This window comes from Comamonas odontotermitis (genome assembly GCF_040396735.1).
Classification (GTDB): Bacteria; Pseudomonadota; Gammaproteobacteria; order Burkholderiales; family Burkholderiaceae_C; genus Comamonas; species Comamonas odontotermitis_C.
This window is the reverse complement of sequence record NZ_JBEBNZ010000003.1, coordinates 146,899-169,452: the sequence shown is the minus strand read 5'-3', so window position 1 is coordinate 169,452 and position 22,554 is coordinate 146,899. Positions and strand designations below refer to the sequence as shown.

At 62.4% G+C, this 22,554-nt stretch carries 16 protein-coding genes and 2 riboswitches; of the genes, 13 read left to right on the top strand and 3 right to left on the bottom strand.

Annotated features, from left to right (window positions below):
- Nucleotides 1-131 precede the first annotated feature (131 nt).
- Nucleotides 132-731, top strand: coding sequence for an NAD(P)H:quinone oxidoreductase (gene wrbA / locus ACH2DG_RS04765; RefSeq protein ID WP_224149236.1), 600 nt, complete (start codon nt 132-134; stop codon nt 729-731).
- 103 nt (nt 732-834) lie between these two features.
- On the opposite strand, the gene dkgB is transcribed toward wrbA, so the two are convergent.
- Nucleotides 835-1,641 (bottom strand): 2,5-didehydrogluconate reductase DkgB, encoded by an 807-nt coding sequence (dkgB, locus tag ACH2DG_RS04760; protein ID WP_395024545.1) that lies wholly within the window; start codon nt 1,639-1,641, stop codon nt 835-837.
- Between the two features lie 153 nt (nt 1,642-1,794).
- On the opposite strand from dkgB, the gene ACH2DG_RS04755 reads away from it, so the two are divergent.
- A complete protein-coding gene (locus ACH2DG_RS04755) occupies nt 1,795-2,709 on the top strand; it encodes a LysR substrate-binding domain-containing protein (RefSeq protein ID WP_395024544.1) in 915 nt (304 codons plus the stop codon).
- Nucleotides 2,710-2,792: 83 nt separating this feature from the next.
- Here ACH2DG_RS04755 and ACH2DG_RS04750 read toward each other — a convergent pair whose 3' ends face one another.
- Nucleotides 2,793-5,870: a DUF5979 domain-containing protein gene (locus tag ACH2DG_RS04750; RefSeq protein WP_395024543.1), complete on the bottom strand. Its 3,078-nt coding sequence runs from the start codon at nt 5,868-5,870 to the stop codon at nt 2,793-2,795.
- Between the two features lie 731 nt (nt 5,871-6,601).
- On the bottom strand, nt 6,602-7,063 hold the full coding sequence (locus ACH2DG_RS04745; protein ID WP_395024542.1) for an Lrp/AsnC family transcriptional regulator: 462 nt from the start codon (nt 7,061-7,063) through the stop codon (nt 6,602-6,604).
- A gap of 366 nt (nt 7,064-7,429) precedes the next feature.
- Between ACH2DG_RS04745 and ACH2DG_RS04740 the strand changes: the two genes are divergently transcribed.
- From ACH2DG_RS04740 to ACH2DG_RS04690, 11 genes are all read left to right on the top strand, one after another.
- A complete protein-coding gene (locus ACH2DG_RS04740; protein ID WP_395024541.1) occupies nt 7,430-8,554 on the top strand; it encodes a sterol desaturase family protein in 1,125 nt (374 codons plus the stop codon).
- A gap of 105 nt (nt 8,555-8,659) precedes the next feature.
- On the top strand, nt 8,660-9,406 hold the full coding sequence (locus ACH2DG_RS04735; RefSeq protein WP_395024540.1) for a nucleotidyltransferase family protein: 747 nt from the start codon (nt 8,660-8,662) through the stop codon (nt 9,404-9,406).
- Nucleotides 9,407-9,540: 134 nt separating this feature from the next.
- Nucleotides 9,541-10,800 carry a glutamate carboxypeptidase gene (locus tag ACH2DG_RS04730; RefSeq protein WP_395024539.1) on the top strand — a complete coding sequence of 420 codons (1,260 nt, stop codon included), beginning with the start codon at nt 9,541-9,543 and terminating at the stop codon, nt 10,798-10,800.
- A gap of 313 nt (nt 10,801-11,113) precedes the next feature.
- The gene (locus ACH2DG_RS04725) at nt 11,114-12,091 is read left to right on the top strand and encodes a TRAP transporter substrate-binding protein (protein ID WP_395024538.1); all 978 of its coding nucleotides are present in this window, start codon (nt 11,114-11,116) and stop codon (nt 12,089-12,091) included.
- A 165-nt stretch (nt 12,092-12,256) separates the two neighbouring features.
- Nucleotides 12,257-12,751, top strand: a complete 495-nt coding sequence (locus ACH2DG_RS04720; RefSeq protein ID WP_395024537.1) for a TRAP transporter small permease — start codon at nt 12,257-12,259, stop codon at nt 12,749-12,751.
- Nucleotides 12,748-14,022: a TRAP transporter large permease gene (locus ACH2DG_RS04715; RefSeq protein WP_395024536.1), complete on the top strand. Its 1,275-nt coding sequence runs from the start codon at nt 12,748-12,750 to the stop codon at nt 14,020-14,022. The genes ACH2DG_RS04720 and ACH2DG_RS04715 overlap by 4 nt, the downstream gene beginning before the upstream one ends.
- 223 nt (nt 14,023-14,245) lie before the next feature.
- Complete coding sequence (locus ACH2DG_RS04710; protein WP_395024535.1) at nt 14,246-16,537, top strand: hypothetical protein; 2,292 nt, start codon at nt 14,246-14,248, stop codon at nt 16,535-16,537.
- 106 nt (nt 16,538-16,643) lie between these two features.
- Nucleotides 16,644-16,746, top strand: a riboswitch (glycine riboswitch).
- Nucleotides 16,747-16,768: 22 nt separating this feature from the next.
- A riboswitch (glycine riboswitch) is annotated at nt 16,769-16,882 on the top strand.
- Nucleotides 16,883-16,934: 52 nt separating this feature from the next.
- Nucleotides 16,935-18,071, top strand: a complete 1,137-nt coding sequence (gene gcvT, locus ACH2DG_RS04705; RefSeq protein ID WP_395024534.1) for a glycine cleavage system aminomethyltransferase GcvT — start codon at nt 16,935-16,937, stop codon at nt 18,069-18,071.
- A 72-nt stretch (nt 18,072-18,143) separates the two neighbouring features.
- Nucleotides 18,144-18,518: a glycine cleavage system protein GcvH gene (gene gcvH / locus ACH2DG_RS04700; RefSeq protein WP_224149249.1), complete on the top strand. Its 375-nt coding sequence runs from the start codon at nt 18,144-18,146 to the stop codon at nt 18,516-18,518.
- Nucleotides 18,519-18,646: 128 nt separating this feature from the next.
- Nucleotides 18,647-21,541: an aminomethyl-transferring glycine dehydrogenase gene (gene gcvP / locus ACH2DG_RS04695; RefSeq protein WP_395024533.1), complete on the top strand. Its 2,895-nt coding sequence runs from the start codon at nt 18,647-18,649 to the stop codon at nt 21,539-21,541.
- A gap of 135 nt (nt 21,542-21,676) precedes the next feature.
- Nucleotides 21,677-22,432, top strand: coding sequence for a sulfite exporter TauE/SafE family protein (locus ACH2DG_RS04690; protein ID WP_395024532.1), 756 nt, complete (start codon nt 21,677-21,679; stop codon nt 22,430-22,432).
- Nucleotides 22,433-22,554 lie beyond the last annotated feature (122 nt).

Sequence of the window (22,554 nt, the reverse complement as noted above, 5' to 3'; positions counted from 1 at the left end):
GCTACAGTTGTGTTTCAGGAAATCACACAGAGCCGGACATCACAAAACAGGTCCATGCCCATGTGGTTTTCATGTTCTGGCACCGTGCTCGCTTCCCGGGCCGGCCACTCACTCATACAAAGGAAATCGCAATGGCTAAAGTTCTGGTTCTCTACCATTCCATGTACGGTCACATCGAAACCATGGCCGCCAAGATTGCCGAAGGCGCCAAGAGCGTGCCCGGCACCGAGGTGACGGTCAAGCGCGTGCCCGAAACCATGCCTGCAGACGCTTTCAAGGCTGCCGGCGGAAAGACGGACCAGGCCGCCGCCGTGGCTTCGCCTGCCGAGCTGGGCGACTACGATGCCATCATCTTCGGCACCCCCACCCGCTTTGGCAACATGAGCGGCCAGATGCGCAGCTTTCTCGACCAGACCGGCGGCCTCTGGGCCAAGGGCGCGCTGGCAGGCAAGGTGGGCAGCGTGTTCACCTCCACCGGCACGCTGGGCGGCCAGGAAACCACCGTCACCTCGTTCTGGAACACCCTGGCCCACCACGGCATGGTGATCGTGCCCGCCGGCTTTGGCCTGCCTTCGCAGTTTGACCTGTCGCAAGTCAAGGGCGGCTCGCCCTACGGTGCCGCCACCGTGGCAGGCGCTGACGGTTCGCGCCAGCCTTCCGCTCCCGAGCTGGATCTGGCCTTTGCCCAGGGCGCCAAGGTCGCCACCCTTGCTGCCAAGATCGCAGCTTAAGAGCGTGTTCACGATCTCTACGCTGCCGTCTGCTTCGTTGCAGCGATTGCGTTGAGTTCCGGCGGGCCCGCCCTCATTGGAGGGTGGGCCCGCCTGCATACGCTCAGTCCCAGGCTGGTGCCAGGCCTTCGGGGTTGACTTCGCGGCCATTGCGCTCCAGCGTGGCGATCAGGGCCATGTCTTGGGCATCCAGTTTCAGGTCGCGGGCCAGCAGGTTGCTGGCCAGGTTTTCGCGCTTGGTCGACGACGGAATCACCGCGTAGCCCAGTTGCAGCGCCCAGGCCAATGCCACCTGCGCCACCGTGGCCTGGTGCTTGTCGGCAATACGAGCCAGCACCGGGTCCTTGAGCACCTTGCCATAGGCCAGGGTCATGTAGGAGGTCACCTGGATGCCCTGCTCCTGGAGGACAGCCGTCAGCTTGTGGCCCTGCAGATAGGGGCTCAACTCGATCTGGTTGGTGGCAATTTCGCCCTTGCCCACCGCAGCAATCGCCTGGCGCGTCAGTTCGATGTTGAAGTTGGAGATGCCGATCTGGCGGGTCAGGCCCAGCGCCTTGGCCTCGGCCAGCGCCTCCATGAATTCGGGCAGCTCCACACCGTTGCCAGGCGCAGGCCAGTGGATCAGCGTCAAGTCCACATGGTCGGTGCGCAGTTTTTTCAGGCTCTCACGCAGGCTGGGCACCAGCTTGGCCCTGGCGTAGTTGTCGGTCCAGATCTTGGTGGTCACGAAAAGATCAGCACGCGGCACGCCGCTCTCGGCAATCGCCTGGCCAACCTCGGCCTCGTTGCCGTAAATCTGCGCGGTATCGACGGCGCGGTAACCCACGTCCAGCGCATTGCGCACCGAATCGATGACGGTCTGGCCGGTCAGGCGGAACGTGCCGACGCCGAAGGAAGGGATAGGGCTCATGAAAGGACTCCTCAAACAGGTGAATGGAACGCAAGGAACAGAATGCAGCCATGCTGCAGTTGGGCCGTTGCGCTTGATGGATGACAGTGTGCCCGGTTAATATTTGCAGATTAAGCCCCTTATCAACCAATATCTCTTGATTAAAAATCAATAATGAAAACCACCCTCGATGAACTGCAGGCCTTTGCGGCCGTGGTGGACACGGGGTCGATCACGGCAGCCTCCGAACTGCTCGGCCTGACGATCTCTGCCACGAGCCGCACCCTGGGACGGCTGGAGGAAAAGCTTCAGACCACCTTGCTGCGCCGCACCACGCGCAGGCTGGAACTGACCGAGGAAGGCGCCACCTTTTTGCAGCGCGCCCGGGTCATCCTGTCCCTGGTGGATGAAGCCGAAGAACAGATGGCCGCGCGCCGCGTGCGGCCTGCGGGGCGGTTGCGGGTGGACGCGGCCACCCCTTTCATGCTGCATGTGCTGGTGCCGCTGATCGAAGGCTTCAGCACGCGCTACCCCGAGGTGGAGCTGGAGCTGAACTCCAACGAAGGCATCATCGACCTGATCGAAAAGCGCACCGATGTGGCGTTCCGCATCGGGGTACTGAAGGACTCCAGCCTGCACGCCCGCCCCATCGGCACCAGCCGCGTGCGGGTGCTCGCGAGCCCTGCCTATCTGGATCGCCATGGCATGCCGGCCGAGCCCGCACAGCTCACCCAGGCGGGCGGGCCGCACACCTTGCTGGGCTTTACCCAGCCCGAGTCACTGAACGACTGGCCGCTGCGCGGTGTGGAGGGCAACGCCCTGCGCATCCAGCCCGCGATTAGCTCATCCAGTGGAGAAACGCTCAGGCACATGGCACTTGCAGGCCTGGGCATCGCCAGCCTGTCGGATTTCATGACACGCGAAGACCGCCGCAGTGGCCAGCTCGTGCAGCTCTTTGCAGCGCAGACATTGGACGTGCGCCAGTCCATCAATGCCGTTTACTACCGCAACACGGCGCTGGCGGCGCGCATCACCTGCTTTGTAGACTACGTGGCCCAGACGCTGGGCCAGCAGGCGTTCGAGAACTGAATTCGCCCTTCATCGGCAAACATGCCCGGGTGCTGACGCAGCCGGGCATGCCTGGAATGTGCCGCAGCCTCTATGGCAAGCGATCAGATGCGGCGCTGGCGTGTGACACAGAAGGCCCCCAACCAGCCCATCATCAGCGCCAGCAGCAGGTACCCCAAGGGCCCGCCTACAGGAACCGGCTTTGGCGTGGGCTTGCTGCCGCCATCGCCTCCACCGTCGCCATTGTCCCCGCCGTCATCGCCACCGCCAGTCAGCGGGTTGAGCACTTCGACCTGTGCGTTGCCCCCTGTGGGAACGACAACCGGATTGCCGGTGTAGCTGGGTGCGCCCCAGTTGAACTTGGCTGGCGCAGCGGCCTTGCCGGTTTCGGTGACTGTGCAGGAAGCATGGGCGGGCAGCGCCGCCAGGGTGACCGATGCCGTCTGGCCATTGACCACGGCAATGCTGGCAGTGCGCACCCCATCCACACCGCAGTCCAGCGAAAAATCAAATGTGCCATTGACAAGGGCCACGGCTGCCGCATCTCCGGTGATCCGCTTGGTCAGTTGCAGCCCACCGGTCTGGCGCTGCACCCGGTTGGTGACCGTAAAGCCTGCATCCTGAGCGCTGACCTCGGGCGTTCCCACCCAGGTGTAGCCTGCAGGTGCTGCTGGCGGGGTGTCTTCGGTTGCGGTGCAGGTGTCGCCGTCGTAGAAGAGGACCGGGGCGCTGGTACCGGTGGTCGCCCCAGCGGGCACCGTGGCCGACCAGGCCTGCGCGGGCTGCGAGCCGCAGACCATGGTGCCGGTAAAGGTCATGGGGCTGGACAGGCCCGTGGCCAGACCGTCGATCACCTTGGTCACCGTCCGGGCCGTAGTGGTGTTGAATATCTGCAGATTCACATGGCTCTCGTTAGAGGCCAGGATGGGATCGACCACGCCAGAAGCCACGGCGGCATAGCCGGTATTGGTGTAGGTTCCGGGCAGATAGCCTGCGGTGGTGCGGATCACGAACTGCACCGCTCCCCCGTTGCCCAGTGATGCAATGGTGCTGCTGACCGAGCGCGTTGCTGGGTCGTAGTTCACCGAAGCACCGCAGACAGCCGGGGCCGTCAGCACAGAGCATGCTGCGTCGACAAAAGTCACGCCCTGGGGCAGCGGATCGGAGAACAGCACATTGGCGGTATCGGAGGGGCCGGCGTTGTAGACATCCACGGAATACGTCACCATGCCGCCGCGATTGGCCGTGACCGGCGCCACCGATTTGTTGACCGAGACGTTGGAGCAGCTGAAACGCGACATGGTCACGGTCGCAGTGTTGTCCCACGGAGTCTGTTCATCCGTGCCATCGGGCGGTCCTGCAGAAAATTCATTGACCAGATAACCCGAAGGCCAGTTGCAGCCGCTTTGCGAGTAGCCATAGGTCAGCGAATAGGTGATCGTCAGCGAGCCACCGACGGGCAGCTTGGGAACCACCGCCTGGAAGGGCCAGGAAAAGCCGCTGATGCTGCCTGAATAAGGCGCAGGAAAGGCCGATGCATCCGGGCACACGGCGCCATTGGCCGCCGAGCAATTGATCACCGATGACTGCACATCGAGGCTCGCACCCAGCTCAAAGGTGATCAGGCGATCGGCGATGCTGGCGCCATCGGCCGGGTTCGGGCCCTTGTTGGTTACCGTCACGGTGTAGGTGACCGGAACGCCCGGCTGGTAGGCATCGGAGCTTTGCGTCTTGGTCACTGCCAGATCGGTTCTGGGGCAATCCGCCGTTGCTGGGACGATGATGGGCACTGACACGAAATTGTTGCCGGTAATGGAGTCCTCCAGGCCGTCTGGCGGATTGGTGGCAAACTCGTTGTTCAGCCCCCCAAGCGTTCTGCCGCATGGAATCGGTGCGTTGATGCGCGTCTGCACCTCGTAGACGATGGTGAGGCGCCCGTTGACCGGCAGGACCGGCACCTGGGTATTGAACAGCGTGGCGCCCGACGCATTGCCCGATGGATTGAGAAACTCGGAATTCGCAGGGCATACCGCACCGAAATCCGCCACGCAGCTCTGGAACTGGGCTGCGGCATCGAAATATGCGGCAGAGCCGCCGTGGGTCCTGATCACGTCGGAGATGTAGGCGCCGTCGGCAGCTTCCGGCCCCGCATTGGTCAGCACCATGGTGTAGGTGACGAGGTCTCCCATCTGTGGCGTGACCGGGTCCTGGGTCTTGAGCACCTGCAGGTCCGTCTGCCGGCAAGGGGGCGTGCCGGGCACCTGCAGGATGGCCGCTTGCTGGTTGTTGTTGGGGCTGGTGTCATTCATCCCATCGAGCAACTGGATCGAGGCGGTGTTGAACAGCTGCCCGGCAGGCCTGCCGCAGGCTGCATTCGGCACCAGATAGGGCGTCATGGTGTAGCTCACCGTCACGGCGCCGCCCGGTGGCAGCGCCGGAATGGTGGCGTTGAACACCGGGCTGTAGCTGCTCTGCCCCGAGCGGTTGGGAAAGCTCGCGTTGTCCGGGCACTGCGCGCCGCCCGTTGCCGTGCACTGGTTGAACACCAGATCGGCCGCAATATGGCTGATGAAGCTGTTGGAGAGCGTATCCCACAACACCACGCCGTCTGCGGCTCCCGGCCCGTTGTTGGTGAGACTGATGGTGTAGGTCAGGGGCACGCCGGATTGGTAGGTGTCGGTGCTCTGCGACTTGGTGACCCCCAGGTCCACGTCGTAGCGCATGGCGGTACTGACGGAGCTGGTGTTCGAATTGGGCAAGGGGTCCGTCACACCGGCGGGCGGGCTGATGGTGGCCGTGTTCGTCAACGTGGTCGGGCCGGTCACGCCAAACCGGCCGGTGATCTGCACCCGCACCTTGCCCAGGTTGGGAAAGGTCGACAGCGTGCCGGACACCGTTCCGTTGACGACCGACAAATCAGCGGGGCATACCGCGCCACCGGTTGCCAATGTACATGTCGCCTGCACATTGGTGACCCCAGCCGGCAATGGATCCTGGAAGCTCGCGCCATTGGCGGCGTCCTGGCCATTGTTATCCATTTCCAGAATATAGGTAAAACCTGTACCACCTATACCCGACGAAGGGCCGAACTTGGTGATTTGCACATCGGCTGTCTGTGCCCAGGCATGCAAAGGTGATGTTGCCAACACCAGCGCGGCAACCATATATTGGACAGCAGTCAACAAGATACTGAAAAGTGGATTTTTTTGTGCCATGGAAACTATCCTTTATCTTTGTATAAAGGCCTCTCCAAAAATGAATACAAATGCACAATCCACGATTTCCGCATAAATTCACTGGGTGCAGAAATACATACCAACCGGCCCGATGGAAGTGCGCTGCCCGAAGATCCCCTCACAGTCTCCCCAGGAAGCACAATTATCCAAATCAATAGTCTTCACGAGAAGACTTAGTAATTTTAAAAAATCTTAAAACAACATTTGTTTACACTCACACTCAATAAACCTTGCGACGTTTCCCTCCGCCTAGCACACAATGAAAAAAATCGCAATGTTCATTTGAACAGGCAATAGCTTAATAGAGCGTAGATATAAAGCACCAATATGGCGCATGGCAACCCAATCAGTTCAGACCAACCACATATTATTGCTCTTGAAAATGGATTGTGGATATTCTCAGAAATTCTCTTTAGAAAAAGAAAATCGCATTATTCAAATTCTCGGAATTTCTTGCGCGCAGCAAGACTGAAGCAATGAAAAGGACTTGCCATGGAGACCCCGCACTACCCCCGATATTCCCTTGCTTCGTTGGGGACGCCTAGTTGGGGACGCCAAGCCCCGTCATACGTTCGTATTGCCTGCGGCACCACCTGACGTGGCCCGGCACCCGTCGCCACCGCAAGGCTGCCATTTGCCGGGTGGCGTTGGCGGCCCTCAAGCCGCCATGGGTTTGTTCACACGCCCAGCGGCAGATCCGCCTTTTTCAGCGTCCGCAGCACAAAGCTCGACTGGCTGTGACGAATGCCCTTGATCTTGTAGAGCTTCTCGCGCAGCAGGCGCTCGTAATCACGCGTGTCCTTCACCACCACCCGCAACAGGTAGTCGTACTCGCCGGAGACAAGGTGCGCCTCCACCACCTCGGGGATGGTGGCCAGCATTTCGCCAAACTTCTCCAGCGTGTTGTCCGAGTGGCTGTCGAGCGTGACCTGTACCAGCACCGTGTCACCCAAGCCCAGAGCCTGCGAGTTCAGCCGCACGGTATAGCCTTCGATCACCCCCGCCTCCTCCAGCTTCTTGATTCGACCCCAGCACGGCGAGGGGCTCAATCCCACGGCATGGCCGATGTCCTGCAGACTGGCGCGGCTGTTGGCCTGCAGCACCGCAAGAATTTTTCGGTCAAGACGATCAAGCAGCATATTTTTCCACCATTTTCCATTGATAAGAATTTTCATCTGATTTTAGGAAAATTATCAGATAAAACAAAATTTCTTCCCAGTGGCCCGGGCCCATACTTTGGGCATCGAAACACTTTTACCGAAGCCGCTTTCTTGCAGAGCCTGCTTACCGGCAGCCCCTCTCACCGCCCGCCCCCAGGCAGTTACCGCTGCCATGGGGGCGGGTTGTTTTACAGCTGTTGCACGGCTTCAACAGTGGCCGCCTGAAGCTCCTCGTCCCTCCCCAGGCGTAACAGAACTGTTGCAATTAGAGAGCCACGGCATTCTGTCCTACAGCTGCTGCCCGTGGCATAGTGGCGCCAAATCACAAACGACAACGAAGCAGCTATGTTCAAGCGACTCAATGATCTGTCTGAAAGCCACGGATCCCTGCAGGCAGGCAAGGGGATGGTGGCAGGGGTGATCGCCCTCATCCTGGCGGCACTGTGTTTTCTGGGGGTGATGGCATTTCACTTTCCGCAGTACCTGACGACCCCCGAGCTGCGCCGCAGCTACAACGTGGATGTGATGCGGCAGTTGCTGTTCTGGTGCATGGTGATCGCAGGCGGCCTGTCGGTGGCACTGATCGTGCTGGGCCGCGTGCGCTGGCTGGCTGCGTCGGCCTTCGGGCTGGTGGTGCTGTCGGCGCTGCTGGGCGGCCACAAGGTGCCGGTGGGCGAATTTGCCACCAACACCCCCTACATTGGCCTGGACTGGTTCATCCTCGATCTGCTGGGCAGTTCGCTGATCTTCATCTTCATCGAGAAGCTGTTTGCACTGCGCAAGGACCAGCCGGTGTTTCGTCCCGAATGGCAGACCGACTTCCATCACTTTCTCGTCAACCACATGGTGGTGGGCTTCATCCTGCTGGCCACCAATCTGATGGTGCACAAGCTGTTTGGCTGGGCCGCCAACGACGGTATCCGTGGCTGGGTGGCCAACCTGAACTTCTGGGTGTCGCTGTTCCTGATCATCCTCGTGGCCGATCTGGTGCAGTACTGGACGCACCGTGCCTACCACGAGGTGCCGCTCTTGTGGCGCATCCACGCCGTGCACCACAGCGTCAAGAGCATGGACTGGCTGGCCGGTTCGCGCCAGCACATCCTGGAGCTGCTGATCACCCGCACGCTGGTGCTGGCCCCCATCTATGTGCTGGGCTTTGCGAAGGAAGTGATTGATGCCTACATCATCATCGTCGGCTTCCAGGCCGTGTTCAACCACGCGAACGTGAGCGTGCGCCTGGGGCCGCTGCGCTACATCATCGTCACGCCCAACTTCCACCACTGGCACCACAGTCAGGACCAGGAGGCGCTGGACAAGAACTATGCGGCGCACTTTGCCTTTCTGGACTACCTGTTTGGCACCGCAGTCAAGAGCGACAAGCTCTGGCCCCAGGCCTACGGCGTGCTGGGCGACTATGTGCCCAACGGGTTCCTCAAGCAGCTGAAGTTTCCTTTCACCTGGAAAGGCTGAGCGCCATCCCCCCGTCCACACAGAGCCTCCCCACCGGAGGCTCTATAATTTTGATAGCTTGCTGCGCCCTACAGGCAAGCGCCAGAGCCACTTTTGCAGATAACCATGTCATCCACCACCGAATTCCGTGCCCAGGCCATGGTGCTGGCCGCTGGCCGTGGCGAGCGCATGCGTCCGCTCACCGATCACACGCCCAAGCCGCTTTTGCCGGTGCGCGGCAAACCGCTGTTGCAGCACAGCCTGGAGCAGCTGGCTGCAGCCGGTGTGGGCCGCATCGTCATCAATACCGGCTGGCTGGGCCAGCAGGTGGCGGATGCCTGGCCCGCCAAGGCAGACATGGGCGGGCAGGCCGTGCAGATCCGCTACTCGCGCGAAGACCTGGATTTTGGCGGCGGCATTGAGACCACCGGCGGCATCAGCCGGGCGCTGCCGCTGCTCGATGACGCATTCTGGCTGGTATCGGGCGACGTATTCATCCCGGGCTTCCCGTTTGATGAGACGCTGCGCCAGCGCTTTGTCCAATCGGGTGACCTGGCCCACCTGTGGCTGGTGCCCAATGCGCCCCACCACCCCAAGGGGGACTTTGTGCTGACGGAGGATGACCGCGCCGAGACCCCCGCCGCAGACGATACCCGGCCGCGTTTGACCTACTGCTCTGTCGCCCTGCTGAAAAAGGAGCTGTTCGCGCCTCCGTTCTGCGACATACCGCCCGGCAACCCACAGGGCGTGAAGATGCCCCTGGTCAACCAGTTGCGTGCGGCCATGCTGGCGGGGCGTTGCAGCGCCAGCCGCTACGACGGGGTCTGGGTGGATGTGGGCACGCCCGAGCGTCTGGCGGCCATCGGGGGGTGAAAGCACCAGCACGCAGACAGCGCTGGCGGTCTCTGCCGTGACAGCCTTGGCTTGGCGTAGTTCACATTCCAGCAACAATTGGGTGGTAAACGCAGCGCGCTCACCGCGCCCCCTTCCCCACCCTTTTGATTGCCATGAAAAAAACCTTGCTGGCCATCGCCGCTGCAGCGGCGCTTTCCTTGACCGTATCGGGCTGCTCCGACAGCAGCGCCGCCTCCATCAGCTACAACGCCACGCTCGACCAGGCGTCGCAGGCCGAGAAGGCAGCGGTCCTCAAGACACTGCAGGAACTGGTCAACATCGAAACCGGCACCAATGACGCGGTCGGCATTCCGCAGATGGGCAACTACCTCGAAGCCCGCCTGCAGGCGCTGGGTGCCAACGTCGTGCGCCACAAGGCGGAAGCAGGCGTGGTGGGCGACAACATCGTCGGCACCTTCCAGGGCAGCGGCACCAAGAGCCTGCTTTTGATGGCCCATATGGATACCGTGTACGCGCGCGGCATCCTGGCCACGGCCCCGTTCAAGGTCGAAGGCGACAAGGCCTATGGTGCAGGCATTGCCGATGCCAAGGGAGGCATCGCCGTCATCCTTCACAGCCTGGGCCTGCTCAAGGCGCAGAACTTCAGCAAGTTCAAAACCATCACCGTGATGTTCAACACCGATGAGGAAAAAGGCTCCTTCGGCTCGCGCGACCTGATCCAGAAGCTGGCAGCGGCACACGACTATGTGCTGTCGTACGAGCCCTCGGGCCTCGAAGAAGGCTTTGGCACGGCCACCTCGGGCATTGCCTATGTGCAGGCCGTGGTGCACGGCAAGGCATCGCACGCGGGCGTTGCGCCAGAAGCGGGCATCAACGCACTGACCGAAGCCTCGGCCCTGGTGCTGCGTACGCAGGACGTTCAGGACAAATCCAAGGAGCGCGGCTTCAACTGGACCACCATGACCGCCGGCGGCACCGCCACCAACATCATCCCGGACAAGGCCGTTGTCAACGCCGATGTGCGCTACGGCAAGAACGAGGATCTGGAACTGATGAAGGGCATGCTGGACAAGGCAGCTGCCGCGCCCCACGTGCCCGGTGCCACCATCGACATCAACCTGACCCGCGGCCGCCCGGCCTTCAATGCCACCGATGACGGCGTCAAGCTCATCCAGAAGGCCATCACCATCTATGCCGACGTCGGCGGCAAATCGCAGATGTACACTACGCGCGGCGGCGGCGGATCCGACGCGGCCTACGCCGCACTCTCGGGCAAGCCGGTGATCGAAGGCCTGGGCCTGCCCGGAGCCAACTACCACTCCAACCTGGCCGAATACGTGCTGACCGAGCCCATCGCGCGCCGCCTGTACCTGTCGGCACAGCTCATCTCCGATCTGGGCCAGGGCATGTAATCGCCCCTGCACTTCCTTCCCCCTCCTTCAGGCGCCAGCAGACACTGGCGCCTTTCTCATTCCCTGGCGTCATCGCAAGCTGCTGTCCACCCTGCGACAGCACGGATGGCCTCGTTTGAGACGGCGCAGAGCCCAAACGCCCTGCTATCAAGCACTTAGCGGCATCTCCAGCGGTGAACCCGCTCCGCACAGCGGCGCTGCATCATAAAAACCCCAATATGGATTCACGTTGCTTTGTCCACAATGCAAAGCTCGCGCGGGCTTTCCGCAAGTGGCAACAACAATGATTCGGCAGAGCCGAGGAGACAAGATCATGCAGATGAAGAAACTGGCTTGGGGTGTGGGATTGGCCGTGGGCCTGATGGCCGGCAGCATTGCCAGCGCACAGACCACCATGCGCATCAGCATCTCGGTGGCGCAGAATTCGCACCAGGGCGTGGCCATCGACACCTTCGCCAAGGAGGTGGAAAAACGCACTGGCGGTCGCTACAAGGTGCAGACCTTCTACAACGGTTCGCTGGGTGGCGAGCGCGAATCCATCGAAGCCGTGCAACTGGGCACGCAGGAGCTGGCCTTTAGCTCCAGCGGCCCCGTGCCCAATTTTGTGCCCGAGACCAAGATCCTCGACGTGCCCTTCCTCTTCCGCGACAAGGCGCACGCCCGTGCCGTGCTCGACGGCCCCATCGGGCAGGAGCTGCTCGGCAAGTTTGATTCCAAGGGCTTCAAGGCCCTGGCCTGGGCGGAAAACGGCTTTCGCCACATGACCAACTCCAAGCGCGCCATCAACAGCCCCGACGACACGAAGGGCCTGAAGATGCGCACCATGGAAAACCCGGTGCACATCCAGGCCTACAAGGCGCTGGGCATCATCACCACGCCGATGGCCTTTCCGGAAGTGTTTACCGCCCTGCAGCAAGGCACGGTGGACGGCCAGGAGAACCCGCTGCCGGTGATCACCTCGGCCAAGTTCGACCAGGTGCAAAAGCACCTGTCGCTCACCGGCCACGTCTACTCGCCCTGCATCCTGGTGATGAACAAGGGTGTTTACGACAAGCTGAGCGCCGACGACAAGAAAGCCTTTGTTGAAGCCGCCCAGGAAGCGACCAAGGCCAACCGCGCCCGGGTGGACCAGGATGACGCCAATGGCGTGGCCGAACTGCGCAGCAAGGGCATGCAGGTGATCGAGAACGTGGACAAGGCCAAGTTTGTCGCCGCACTCACCAAGACCAACGCAGACTTCGAAAAGCAGTTCGGTAAGGCCAACCTCGACCGTATCCGCGACTACAAGTAAGCCCGGGCCGGGGGCCGCTCCTGTGCACAGGCCAGCGGCTCCCATCAATTACTCTTATTTTGATAGCTGCTTGCGCTTGACTGTTGAGCGCAAACAGCTGTTTTTTCAAGAAACTGGAGGAGAAAGCCCTCCCACTGCGCCTGCAGACCTGCGCTTTCGAACACCATGAAAAATGCATTTCTCACCCTCGAGCGCTGGACATCAGGTTTTGCGATGGCGGTCGCCTGCCTGATGCTCGCCGTTGCCTCCACCCTCGGCATGTTCCAGATCCTGACCCGTTTTGTGCTGGAAGAACCCGCCGAATGGACCGAGGTACTGATCCGCTTCAGCTTGATATGGATGGTGTTCCTGGCCATTCCCATGGCGTTTCGCCAGGGCGCCATGGTAAGCGTTGATGTTCTGCGCCGCTGGAGTCCGCCCGCCTTCGGCCGCGTGCTGGACTGGCTGGTGTGCATTGCCACGCTGGCACTTCTGGCGGTGATCATCTGGTGGGGCTGGGATTACGCGCGGCGCGGCGGCGTGCAGACCATGGCCGGGCTCGAATCGCTGTCGATGTTCTGGGCCTATGTGGCCATGCCGATCGGCGGCGTGTTTGCTGTGATCGGCGTCATTGGCAACCTGCTGGACCCCAAGAATACCGAACTGGAGAACGCGCAATGACCGCCGTGATGCTTTCCACGATGGTGCTGTGCTTTGCGCTCACCGTCTCCGTCGCCGTCTCGATCGGCCTTGCCTCGATCCTGGGCATCCAGGCCAGCAACGCCAACATGCTCATCTCGGTCAAGGAGATGTTCGGCGCGATCAACAAGTTTCCGCTGGCGGCCATTCCGTTTTTCATTCTGGCCGGCAACCTGATGGAGACCGGCGGCATCTCGCGCCGACTGGTGGAGTTTGCCAAGAGCATCGTCGGCGGCGTGCAGGGCGGCCTGCCCATGACCTGCGTGCTGACCTGCATGATCTTTGCCGCGGTCTCGGGCTCATCGGTCGCCACCACGTTTGCCATTGGCGCCATCCTGATCCCCGCCCTCATCAAGCACGGCTACCCCAGGAACTACGCCGCAGCGCTGCAGGCAACCAGCGCCGAGTTGGGGGTGATCATCCCGCCTTCGATCCCGATGATTCTGTACGGCGTGAGCGCCGAGGTATCGATTGGCGAGTTGTTCATCGCCGGCTTCGGCCCGGGCCTGCTCATCAGCGCTGCGCTGATGGTCTTTGTCTGGGCGTATTGCAAGTACAAGGGCTGGGGCAAGAACGACGGCGAAGGCCGCCTGGGCTTTGGCAAGGCCACGCTGCAGGCAGGTTGGGCGCTCTTGATGCCGGTCATCATTCTGGGCGGCATCTACGGCGGCGTATTCACGCCGACCGAGGCATCGGCGGTGGCGGTGTTCTACGCGCTGGTGGTGGGCATGCTGATCTACCGTGAAATCAAGATCAAGGACCTGTTCGCCATCTTCCGCAAATCGGCCATCTCGTCGGCCATCATCATGTTCATCATCGCCAACGCGGGGCTGTTTGCCTTTCTGATCACGCGCGCCGGCGTTCCCGAAATCATCGGCCACTGGCTGGAACAGGTGCTGCAAAGCCCTGCCATGTTCCTGCTGGGCGTGAATGCCGCCCTCTTCGTCATCGGCATGTTCATCGAGACCAGCGCGGCCATCATCGTGCTTGCGCCCATCCTGGCGCCCGTTGCCCAGCACTTTGGCATCGACCCGGTGCACTTCGGCCTGATCATGGTGGTGAACCTGGCGCTGGGCATGATCACGCCGCCCTTTGGCGTGAACCTGTTTGCCGCCTGCACCGTGGCCAGGATCTCGCTCGACCAGATCATCAAGTACCTGTTGCCGTTTGTGGGGGTGATCCTGCTGTGCCTGATGGTCATCACCTATGTGCCCGGTATCTCCCTGGGCCTGCGCGACCTCGTGTACCGCTAGCCAGCGCTCCCGGCCGCGCACCCTCCCCAAGCCACAAGCCGCGTCCTGGACGCGGCTTTTTTCATGCCCGCCTTGCCCGATACCCGGGAGGAATTGTCAAAAAATCTTTCACAGAAAGTATGAATTTGTGTCAACGCTTGCTGCATTTCATTTGTTCAATATAATTTTTAGATATCGAATTATTGTTTTTATTCGATATTAACTATCAAAAAGAGAGGGACGGATGAAAGCCAATCTCGCACACCGCAGCAGCGTGTTTGCCCCCTTGCCTGCGCAATGGCTTGCCTGGGGTTTGCTGGCCTCGGCGAGCGTGCTTGCGCCCGCTGCACATGCGGCCAACGTCGATCTGGTGACCAATATCGAGCCGGTCGCCCCGGGCATTCCGGTGCCCAGCTTTGCGCCTTACCAGCTCCGCGTGAACTTCTCCAACATCAGCGGTACCGCCACCAACGCCAAGGGCAGCATCGTCTTCCCGGCCAATGTCACCGCCATTGTGCTGACGGCTTCGAGCAGCAATGCGCCCAGCTGCCCGGCAGCGTCGTCCTTCAGCCCCATGCCCTCGGGCGTCACGGCTGGCGGCGAAACCATGAGCGCCACCATTTCGCAGTTGCAGAGCAAGCAGGAATGCAACTACCTGCTCAGTGTCACGCCCACGCAAGCGGGATCGGCCTATCTGATGCGCTCCACGGTGGCAGCCGGTGCCGGAGATACCGAAACCACACCGCTCACCAACACCAGCGAAAACCCGTTTGCAGTGACGCAATCGACCATCACGCTCGCAGTGGACAAGCGGATCACCGGCGGTGCCACGCAGGACCCCAGCGATGCAACGCACTGGATCGGCAACGCCTATAACGCGCCCATTGAGTTCACGGTGACCTACACCAACAAATCGTCCATCCCGGTGTCGCTGGGCGCCATTGCCAGCAGCTGGAACGACTGGGAAGGCAGCTGGTCCCCGCAGATCGTGCCCAGCGGCGCTGCAGGCGGCCTGACCAGTTGCACCAGCAGCGTGGAAGGGGCCACGAGCGCCATCTGCCAGGCGCTGGACTTCTCCGGGGTTGCCTCGCAAGCGGGCACCAATGTCAATACCTTCCTCAACGCCAACCCCTCGGGCTTTACCAATGAAGTCATGCAGGCTGGCGAGAGTGTCACCATCAAGTACTGGCGCTCGTTCAAGGCGCCATTGTGCGGCAGCCCCGCGCTTGCCGACACCGCCGCCTGGGCCGTCACGGCAGACAGCATCCATCTGCAGTGGGATGGGTCGGGCAGCGACAGCAGCACGGCTTCGTTCTCGTTTCCCGCGGCACTCTCCACCCAGGCCAGGGACTGCACGGCTGTCGGCCTGAATGCGACCGCAGACAAGAGGCTCTTGTATGTGCAGGACAAATCGGGGGCTGCCAAGGCCAGCAAACGCATCGAGCAGGATGGCGATGTCGCCGTCTACGAGCTGACCGTGGACCTGAGCCAGGACACGGCGCCCCCCGGCTCGAGCCGCGATGGCATCGACTTCAATGTCTACGACACCGTCCTGCTGGCCCATGGCGTCATGCCGGTGGCCGCTCCTGCCGATGCCCTGCAGCTGCAGATGGAATGGCTCAGTTGCCAGGACGGCAATGGCAACTGCATTCCGCCCAACAACCCGATCCAGTCCTACCGCCCCTACTTCACACCGTCGGTCAGCCAGAACATCCATGTGAAATGGGGCACCAAGGCTGTGATGCAGATCGCATTGCGCTTCAAGATCGATAGCAAACTGCAGTGCATGCAGCAGAACGACGCGCTGCAGAACCAGGCGGCATTCAGCGTGGTATCCGTCTCCACGGATGGATACACCTTCGGGCCTTCCTACATCCAGTCGCCGAGCAACGCCAACCTGCTGTCCACCCAGATCGATGTGCTGCCCGACGCCCCGTATTGCGTCAACCTCACCACCAACAAGCGGGTGACGCCCATGCAGGTGCCCGACCTCGCCACACCGGTGGTGTTTGACCTGCAGTTCACCAACAACACCGCCGCAGACGGTCCCAAGCTGGTGCGTCAGGCCATTGCCAAGGACACCCTGGGCCCGGATTTCAAGGCCACGGCCGCCTCCTGCCATGTCAGCGCCGGTAACGCCACCGTGCCCGCCGGCTCGCTGCTGGGCAGCATCACAGGGGCCAACAACGAACTTCAACTGCCGATCAGCAACCTGGAGCGCGGTGCCATCGTCAACTGCAGCATCACCGGCCACCTGCTGCAGACGGGCTCATTCCAGAATGTCGCCTCGATCGCGCTGCAGGGCTCGCCCGCCAAGGCCCTGCTGAACGACGGAGTCACGGAAGTCGCCGCAAAGGATGTGATGGCGGAAGACGATGTCGCCACCGTCAACTACATGACGGCCGGTGCCACGCCTGTCCCGCCCAACCCGGACCCGCCCCCTCCAGCTCCCGTGCCAGCCAACGCACTGTGGAGTCTGGCAAGCCTCACCGCAGCCATTGCAGCACTGGCCTGGCGCAGACGCAGGCGCGTCTGATCGAAAGACCGCCCGCCTGCCGGTTTTTCATGCTCCCGACACATGCACGCGTTTGGCGACAAATTTATCGGCGTGCTTTGGGGATATGCCGCGTTTACCGGTAAAATCGCGGCAGTCAGGAGAGAGTCTTCGCCCCAACCGGGCAGCAAGGCCGCCGAAGGCGCAGGCTTCGATGCCGAACGCTCAGGCAAAAGGACTGGCACACGCTGATGCAGGCCTTTGCGCCTGCCAGCGTCCCCAGCTGGAGAGAGATGGTGCCCAGACACCATCCACCGAAGGAGCAAGCCCCCCACGCCTCGAAGGTGCGGGGTGAATCTCTCAGGTAAAGCGGACAGCAGGGCAAACAGCATGCAGCTGGCAACAGCTGCGTGGCATTGTTATTTGCCCTGGAGTTTTCATGTCCGCCTCTGCTTCCGCCGCTCTGCTCTCCACGCCATTGAATGCCCTGCACCTTGAGCTGGGCGCCCGCATGGTGCCGTTTGCCGGCTATTCCATGCCTGTGCAGTACCCCGATGGCCTGATTGCCGAGCACAAGCACACGCGCAGTGCCGCAGGCCTCTTCGATGTGTCGCACATGGGTCAGCTACGCCTGGTTGGCCCCGACGCCGCAGCCGCCTTTGAGACCCTGATGCCCGTGGATGTGATCGATCTGGCGGTCGGCAAGCAGCGCTACGGCCTGCTGCTGAACGATGATGGCGGTATCCTGGACGACCTGATGTTCTTCCGCGTCTCGCAGGATGAGCTGTTCGTCATCGTCAACGGCGCCTGCAAGGTGGCCGACATTGCTCACATTCAGGCCCGTATCGGCAACCGCTGCCAGGTCGAGCCCATGCCCAGCCACGGCCTGCTGGCACTGCAGGGGCCACAGGCGGTGACCGCCCTCTCGCGTCTGGCGCCCGGCGTTGAAAAGCTGGTCTTCATGACGGGGGGCAACTTCGATGTGGAAGGCATCCCCTGCTTCATCACCCGCAGCGGCTATACCGGCGAAGACGGTTTTGAAATCTCGGTTGCAGGCGACCAGGCCCAGGCGCTGGCGCGCCTGCTGCTCGCCCAGCCCGAGGTCAAGCCGATTGGCCTGGGGGCCCGCAACTCGCTGCGCCTGGAAGCCGGCCTGTGCCTGTACGGCAGCGATCTGGACACCACCACCACGCCCCCCGAGGCGGGTCTGAACTGGGCGATTCAGAAGGTTCGCCGCACCGGTGGCGCACGCGCTGGCGGCTTTCCCGGCGCGGACAAGGTGCTGGCCCAGATCGACACCCCGGCCACCCTGCCCCGCAAGCGCGTGGGCCTGATTGCGCAGGAGCGCATTCCCGTGCGCGAGCAGGTGGAAATCTGCACGCCCGATGGCAAGGCCATCGGTGCCACCACCAGCGGCCTGCTCGGCCCCACCATCGACAAGCCCATTGCCATGGCCTATGTGGAGCCAGCCTTTGCGGCCATCGGCACCCGCCTGAACGCCATGGTGCGCGGCAAGCCGGTGCCGGTTGAGGTGGTGGCGATGCCGTTCGTGGCCCCCAACTATTTCCGCGGCTAAAGTAGCTGCTGGCGTGCGCTGTTGCGCGCCGTTCCGGACATCAGATTCACGCATACCAACTGGAGTTTTCCTATGACGATCAAGTTCTCCCGCGACCACGAATGGATCAACGCCGCTGACGCTGGCGCCGCTGTTGTCGGCATCACCGTGCACGCCCAGGACGCGCTGGGCGATGTGGTGTTTGTCGAGTTGCCCGAAGTGGGTGCATCGTTCAACCAGGGCGACGTGGCCGGTGTGGTCGAGTCCGTGAAGGCCGCCGCCGATGTGTACATGCCGGTGACCGGCGAAATCGTCGAAGTGAACGAAGAGCTGCGCAACGACCCGTCGCTCGCCAACAGTGACCCGCTGGGCGCAGGCTGGTTCTTCAAGGTCAAGCTTGCCGATGCATCGCAGCTCGACGCCCTGCTGGACGAAACCGCCTATAACGACTTCGCGGCTAACTCGTAAACCCTGGCCACTTGCATTGGCGGCATGCGCGCATGCTGCCAATGCTTTCACTCACATATTCATAGCTGCTTCCGCCCACCTATCCTGCGCTAGTGGCACTTTCAAGCACAAACACCTGGATTCCCACCATGCTGATGTCCTCCAAAGAGCCGCTGGCCGCGCTGGAAAACGCCACCGAATTCATCCCCCGCCACATCGGCCCTGACGCCAATGACCAGCAGACCATGCTGTCGGTCATCGGCAAGCCCAGCCTGGACGCCTTGATCCGCGACGTGGTGCCGGCCTCCATCGCCCGCGCCAAGCCCATGGACCTGCCTGCCCCCGTGACCGAAGCGGCGGCGCTTGCCGAACTCAAGGCCATCGCAGGCAAGAACCAGGTGCTCAAGAGCTTCATCGGCCAGGGCTACTACGGCACCTTCACGCCCGGCGTGATTCTGCGCAACATCCTGGAGAACCCCGCCTGGTACACCGCCTACACGCCTTACCAGGCCGAAATCTCGCAGGGCCGCATGGAAGCGCTGGTCAATTTCCAGACGATGGTGTGCGACCTCACCGGCATGCCGATCGCCAATGCGTCGATGCTCGACGAGGCCACCGCCGCAGCAGAAGCCATGACCCTGGCCAAGCGTTCGGTCAAGTCCAAGAGCAACCGCATCGTGCTGGCGGGTGACGTGCACCCGCAGACCATCGAAGTCATCCACACCCGCGCCCAGCCGCTGGGCATCGAAGTGCTCGTGGCCAACAGCAAGGAAGAGTGGGAAGCCGCGATGGCAGGCGACTTCTTCGCTGCCGTGATCCAGTACCCTGCCTCCAGCGGCTGGATTGTCGACTGGAAGGCCGATGTGGATGCCATCCACGCCAAGCAGGCTGCCGCGATTGTGGCCACCGACCTGCTGGCACTCACCCTGCTCACGCCACCCGGCGAATGGGGTGCCGATATCGTGGTGGGCAACAGCCAGCGCTTTGGCATGCCCATGGGCGCCGGCGGCCCGCACGCCGCTTTCATGGCCTGCCGAGACGACTACAAGCGCTCGCTGCCCGGTCGCCTTGTGGGCGTCAGCGTCGATGTGCACGGCAAACCCGCCTACCGCCTGGCACTGCAGACGCGCGAACAGCACATCCGCCGCGAAAAGGCCACCTCCAACATCTGTACGGCGCAGGTGCTGCCGGCCGTCATCGCCAGCATGTATGCGGTCTACCACGGCCCGGCGGGCTTGAAGCGCATCGCCCAGCGCGTGGCGCGCTTCACGGCGATCCTGAGCCGCGGCCTGGCGCAGCTGGGCTTCAGCGCCCACCACCACGACACTGCCTTTGACACGCTGTCGCTGCACACCAAGGACGCCACGGATGCCATCGTGGCCCGAGCCCTCGCCAAGGGTACCAACCTGCGCAAGGCCTGGAACGAATACATCTGCATCAGCCTGGACGAAACCACGACGCGCGCCGATGTGGAGCTGATCTGGAGCATCTTCGCCCAGGAAGGCACCGCCCTGCCCTCCATCGACGCCATGGACCAGGGCGCCACCTCGCTGATCCCGCAGGAATTGCAGCGCACGAGCAGCTACCTGACGCACCCGGTCTTCAACGCCCACCATTCCGAAACCGCCATGCTGCGCTACATCCGCAGCCTGAGCGACAAGGATCTGGCGCTGGACCGCAGCATGATTCCGCTGGGCTCGTGCACCATGAAGCTCAACGCCACCAGCGAGATGATCCCCATCACCTGGCCCGAGTTCGCCAACGTGCACCCCTTCGCGCCCGCCACCCAGCTGCAAGGCTATGCCGAGCTGGACGCGCAACTGCGCCAATGGCTGTGCCAGGCCACCGGCTATGCGGGCATCAGCCTGCAGCCCAATGCGGGCTCGCAGGGCGAATACGCCGGCTTGCTGGCCATCAAGGCCTACCACGCATCCAAGGGCGAAGCGCACCGCAATATCTGCCTGATTCCCAGCAGCGCCCACGGCACCAACCCTGCCAGCGCGCAGATGGTGGGCCTGCAGGTGGTCGTCACCAAGTGCGACGACAACGGCAACGTGGACATGGCAGACCTGAAGCTGGCCTGCGAAAAGCACAGCGCCAACCTGGCCTGCATCATGATCACCTACCCCAGCACGCACGGCGTGTTCGAGACCCAGGTGAAGGAGCTGTGCGAGCTGGTGCACAGCCATGGTGGCCGCGTCTATGTGGACGGCGCCAACATGAATGCCCAGGTGGGCCTGGCGGCTCCCGGAGAGTTCGGTGGCGACGTGAGCCACCTGAACCTGCACAAAACCTTCTGCATTCCGCATGGCGGTGGCGGCCCCGGTGTCGGCCCTGTCTGCGTGGTGGAAGACCTGGTTCCCTTCCTGCCAGGCCACGCCACGGCGGGCATTCCCGGCAAGGTGGGCGCCGTCAGCGCCGCGCCGCTGGGCAATGCTGCCGTGCTGCCCATCAGCTGGATGTACATCCGCATGATGGGTGAGCCCGGCCTGAAGCTGGCCACCGAAACCGCCATCCTGAACGCCAATTACATCAGCGCGCGCCTCAAGGACCATTTCCCCACGCTGTACGCAGGCGAGAACGGCCACGTGGCGCACGAGTGCATTCTGGATCTGCGCCACTTCAAGGAAACCTGCGGCGTGATGGCCGAAGACGTGGCCAAGCGCCTGATCGACTATGGCTTCCACGCGCCAACGCTGTCGTTCCCCGTTCCCAACACCTTGATGGTGGAGCCGACCGAAAGCGAAAGCCTGCACGAGCTGGACCGTTTCATCAACGCGATGATCGCCATCCGCGGCGAAATCGCCCAGATCGAAGCAGGCCAGCTGCCGCAGGACGACAACCCGCTCAAGAACGCGCCTCACACCGCCGAGACCCTGCTGACTGCCGAGTGGAACCACAGCTACAGCCGCGAAGCCGCCGCCTACCCGGTACCCCACCTGCGCCGCGCCAAGTACTGGAGCCCCGTGGGCCGGGTGGACAACGTCTACGGCGACCGCAACCTGTTCTGCAGCTGCGTGCCGCTGGCCGATTACGAGTCCTGATGGTTACAGTAGCTACAGCGCTCCTGCGTGCCAGCTATTAAGAGGACGAACGGCCCACACGCCCTGTGGGCCGTTTTCTTTTACTGCTCTCAACAAAATAAGCCTCTGGCGCCTACCTGACAAGCGCCACCAGCTATGGAAATCATAGTCATCATCCTGGGAGCGGCCCTCGCGGGCTTTGTGCAGGGCCTGTCCGGCTTTGGCTACAGCATGACGGCGATGGCGCTGTGGGCATGGACGCTGGAGCCCACGCTTGCCGCTGCGCTGGCCGTCTTTGGCGGTCTCACTGGACAGATCATCCAGGCCTTCAGTGTGCGGCGCGGCTTTGACTGGCGCATGCTGTGGCCCTTTGTACTGGGCGGGCTGTGCGGACTGCCGCTCGGGCTGCGCCTTCTGCCGCTGCTGGATGCACAGCTGTTCAAGACCGTCCTGGGCGTGCTACTGGTGGTTTTCTGCCCCCTCATGGCTTTTGCACACCGGCTGCCACGCATCGCCGACTGGCGCTGCATGCAGGGAGTCGTGCTGCACATCGCCAACGGAGCAGCGGGACTGGCAGGGGGCGTGATGGCCGCCCTGGGTGGCTTCTCGGGGGTCGTGCCTACGCTGTGGTGCCAGTTGCTGGGCATGGCCCGCGATCGGCAGCGCCAGGTGATCCAGAACTTCAACCTCACCATGCTGTCCGTCACCTTTGCCAGCTATGTGGCCACCGGCTTCGTCACTGTTCGGATGCTGCCACTGTTGGCCGTCGCGTTACCCGCCATGCTGCTGCCTTCCATCTGGGGCGGGCGGCTCTACCAGCGCATCAGCGATGCGGCCTTCCGCAGGGTGGTGCTGGGCCTGTTGACCCTCGCCGGACTTGCCATGCTGGTGTCTTCGCTGCAGCACCGCTAGCGGTGCTGTGCAGAGCCCTCGCCACCTGGAATGGACGCGGATTGCCTGATGAAAGCTCGCTGCCATTGCCCGCAGGCGGAAGGCATCTGCACGCACTGTCTCCACGCAATGCCACATCTGCC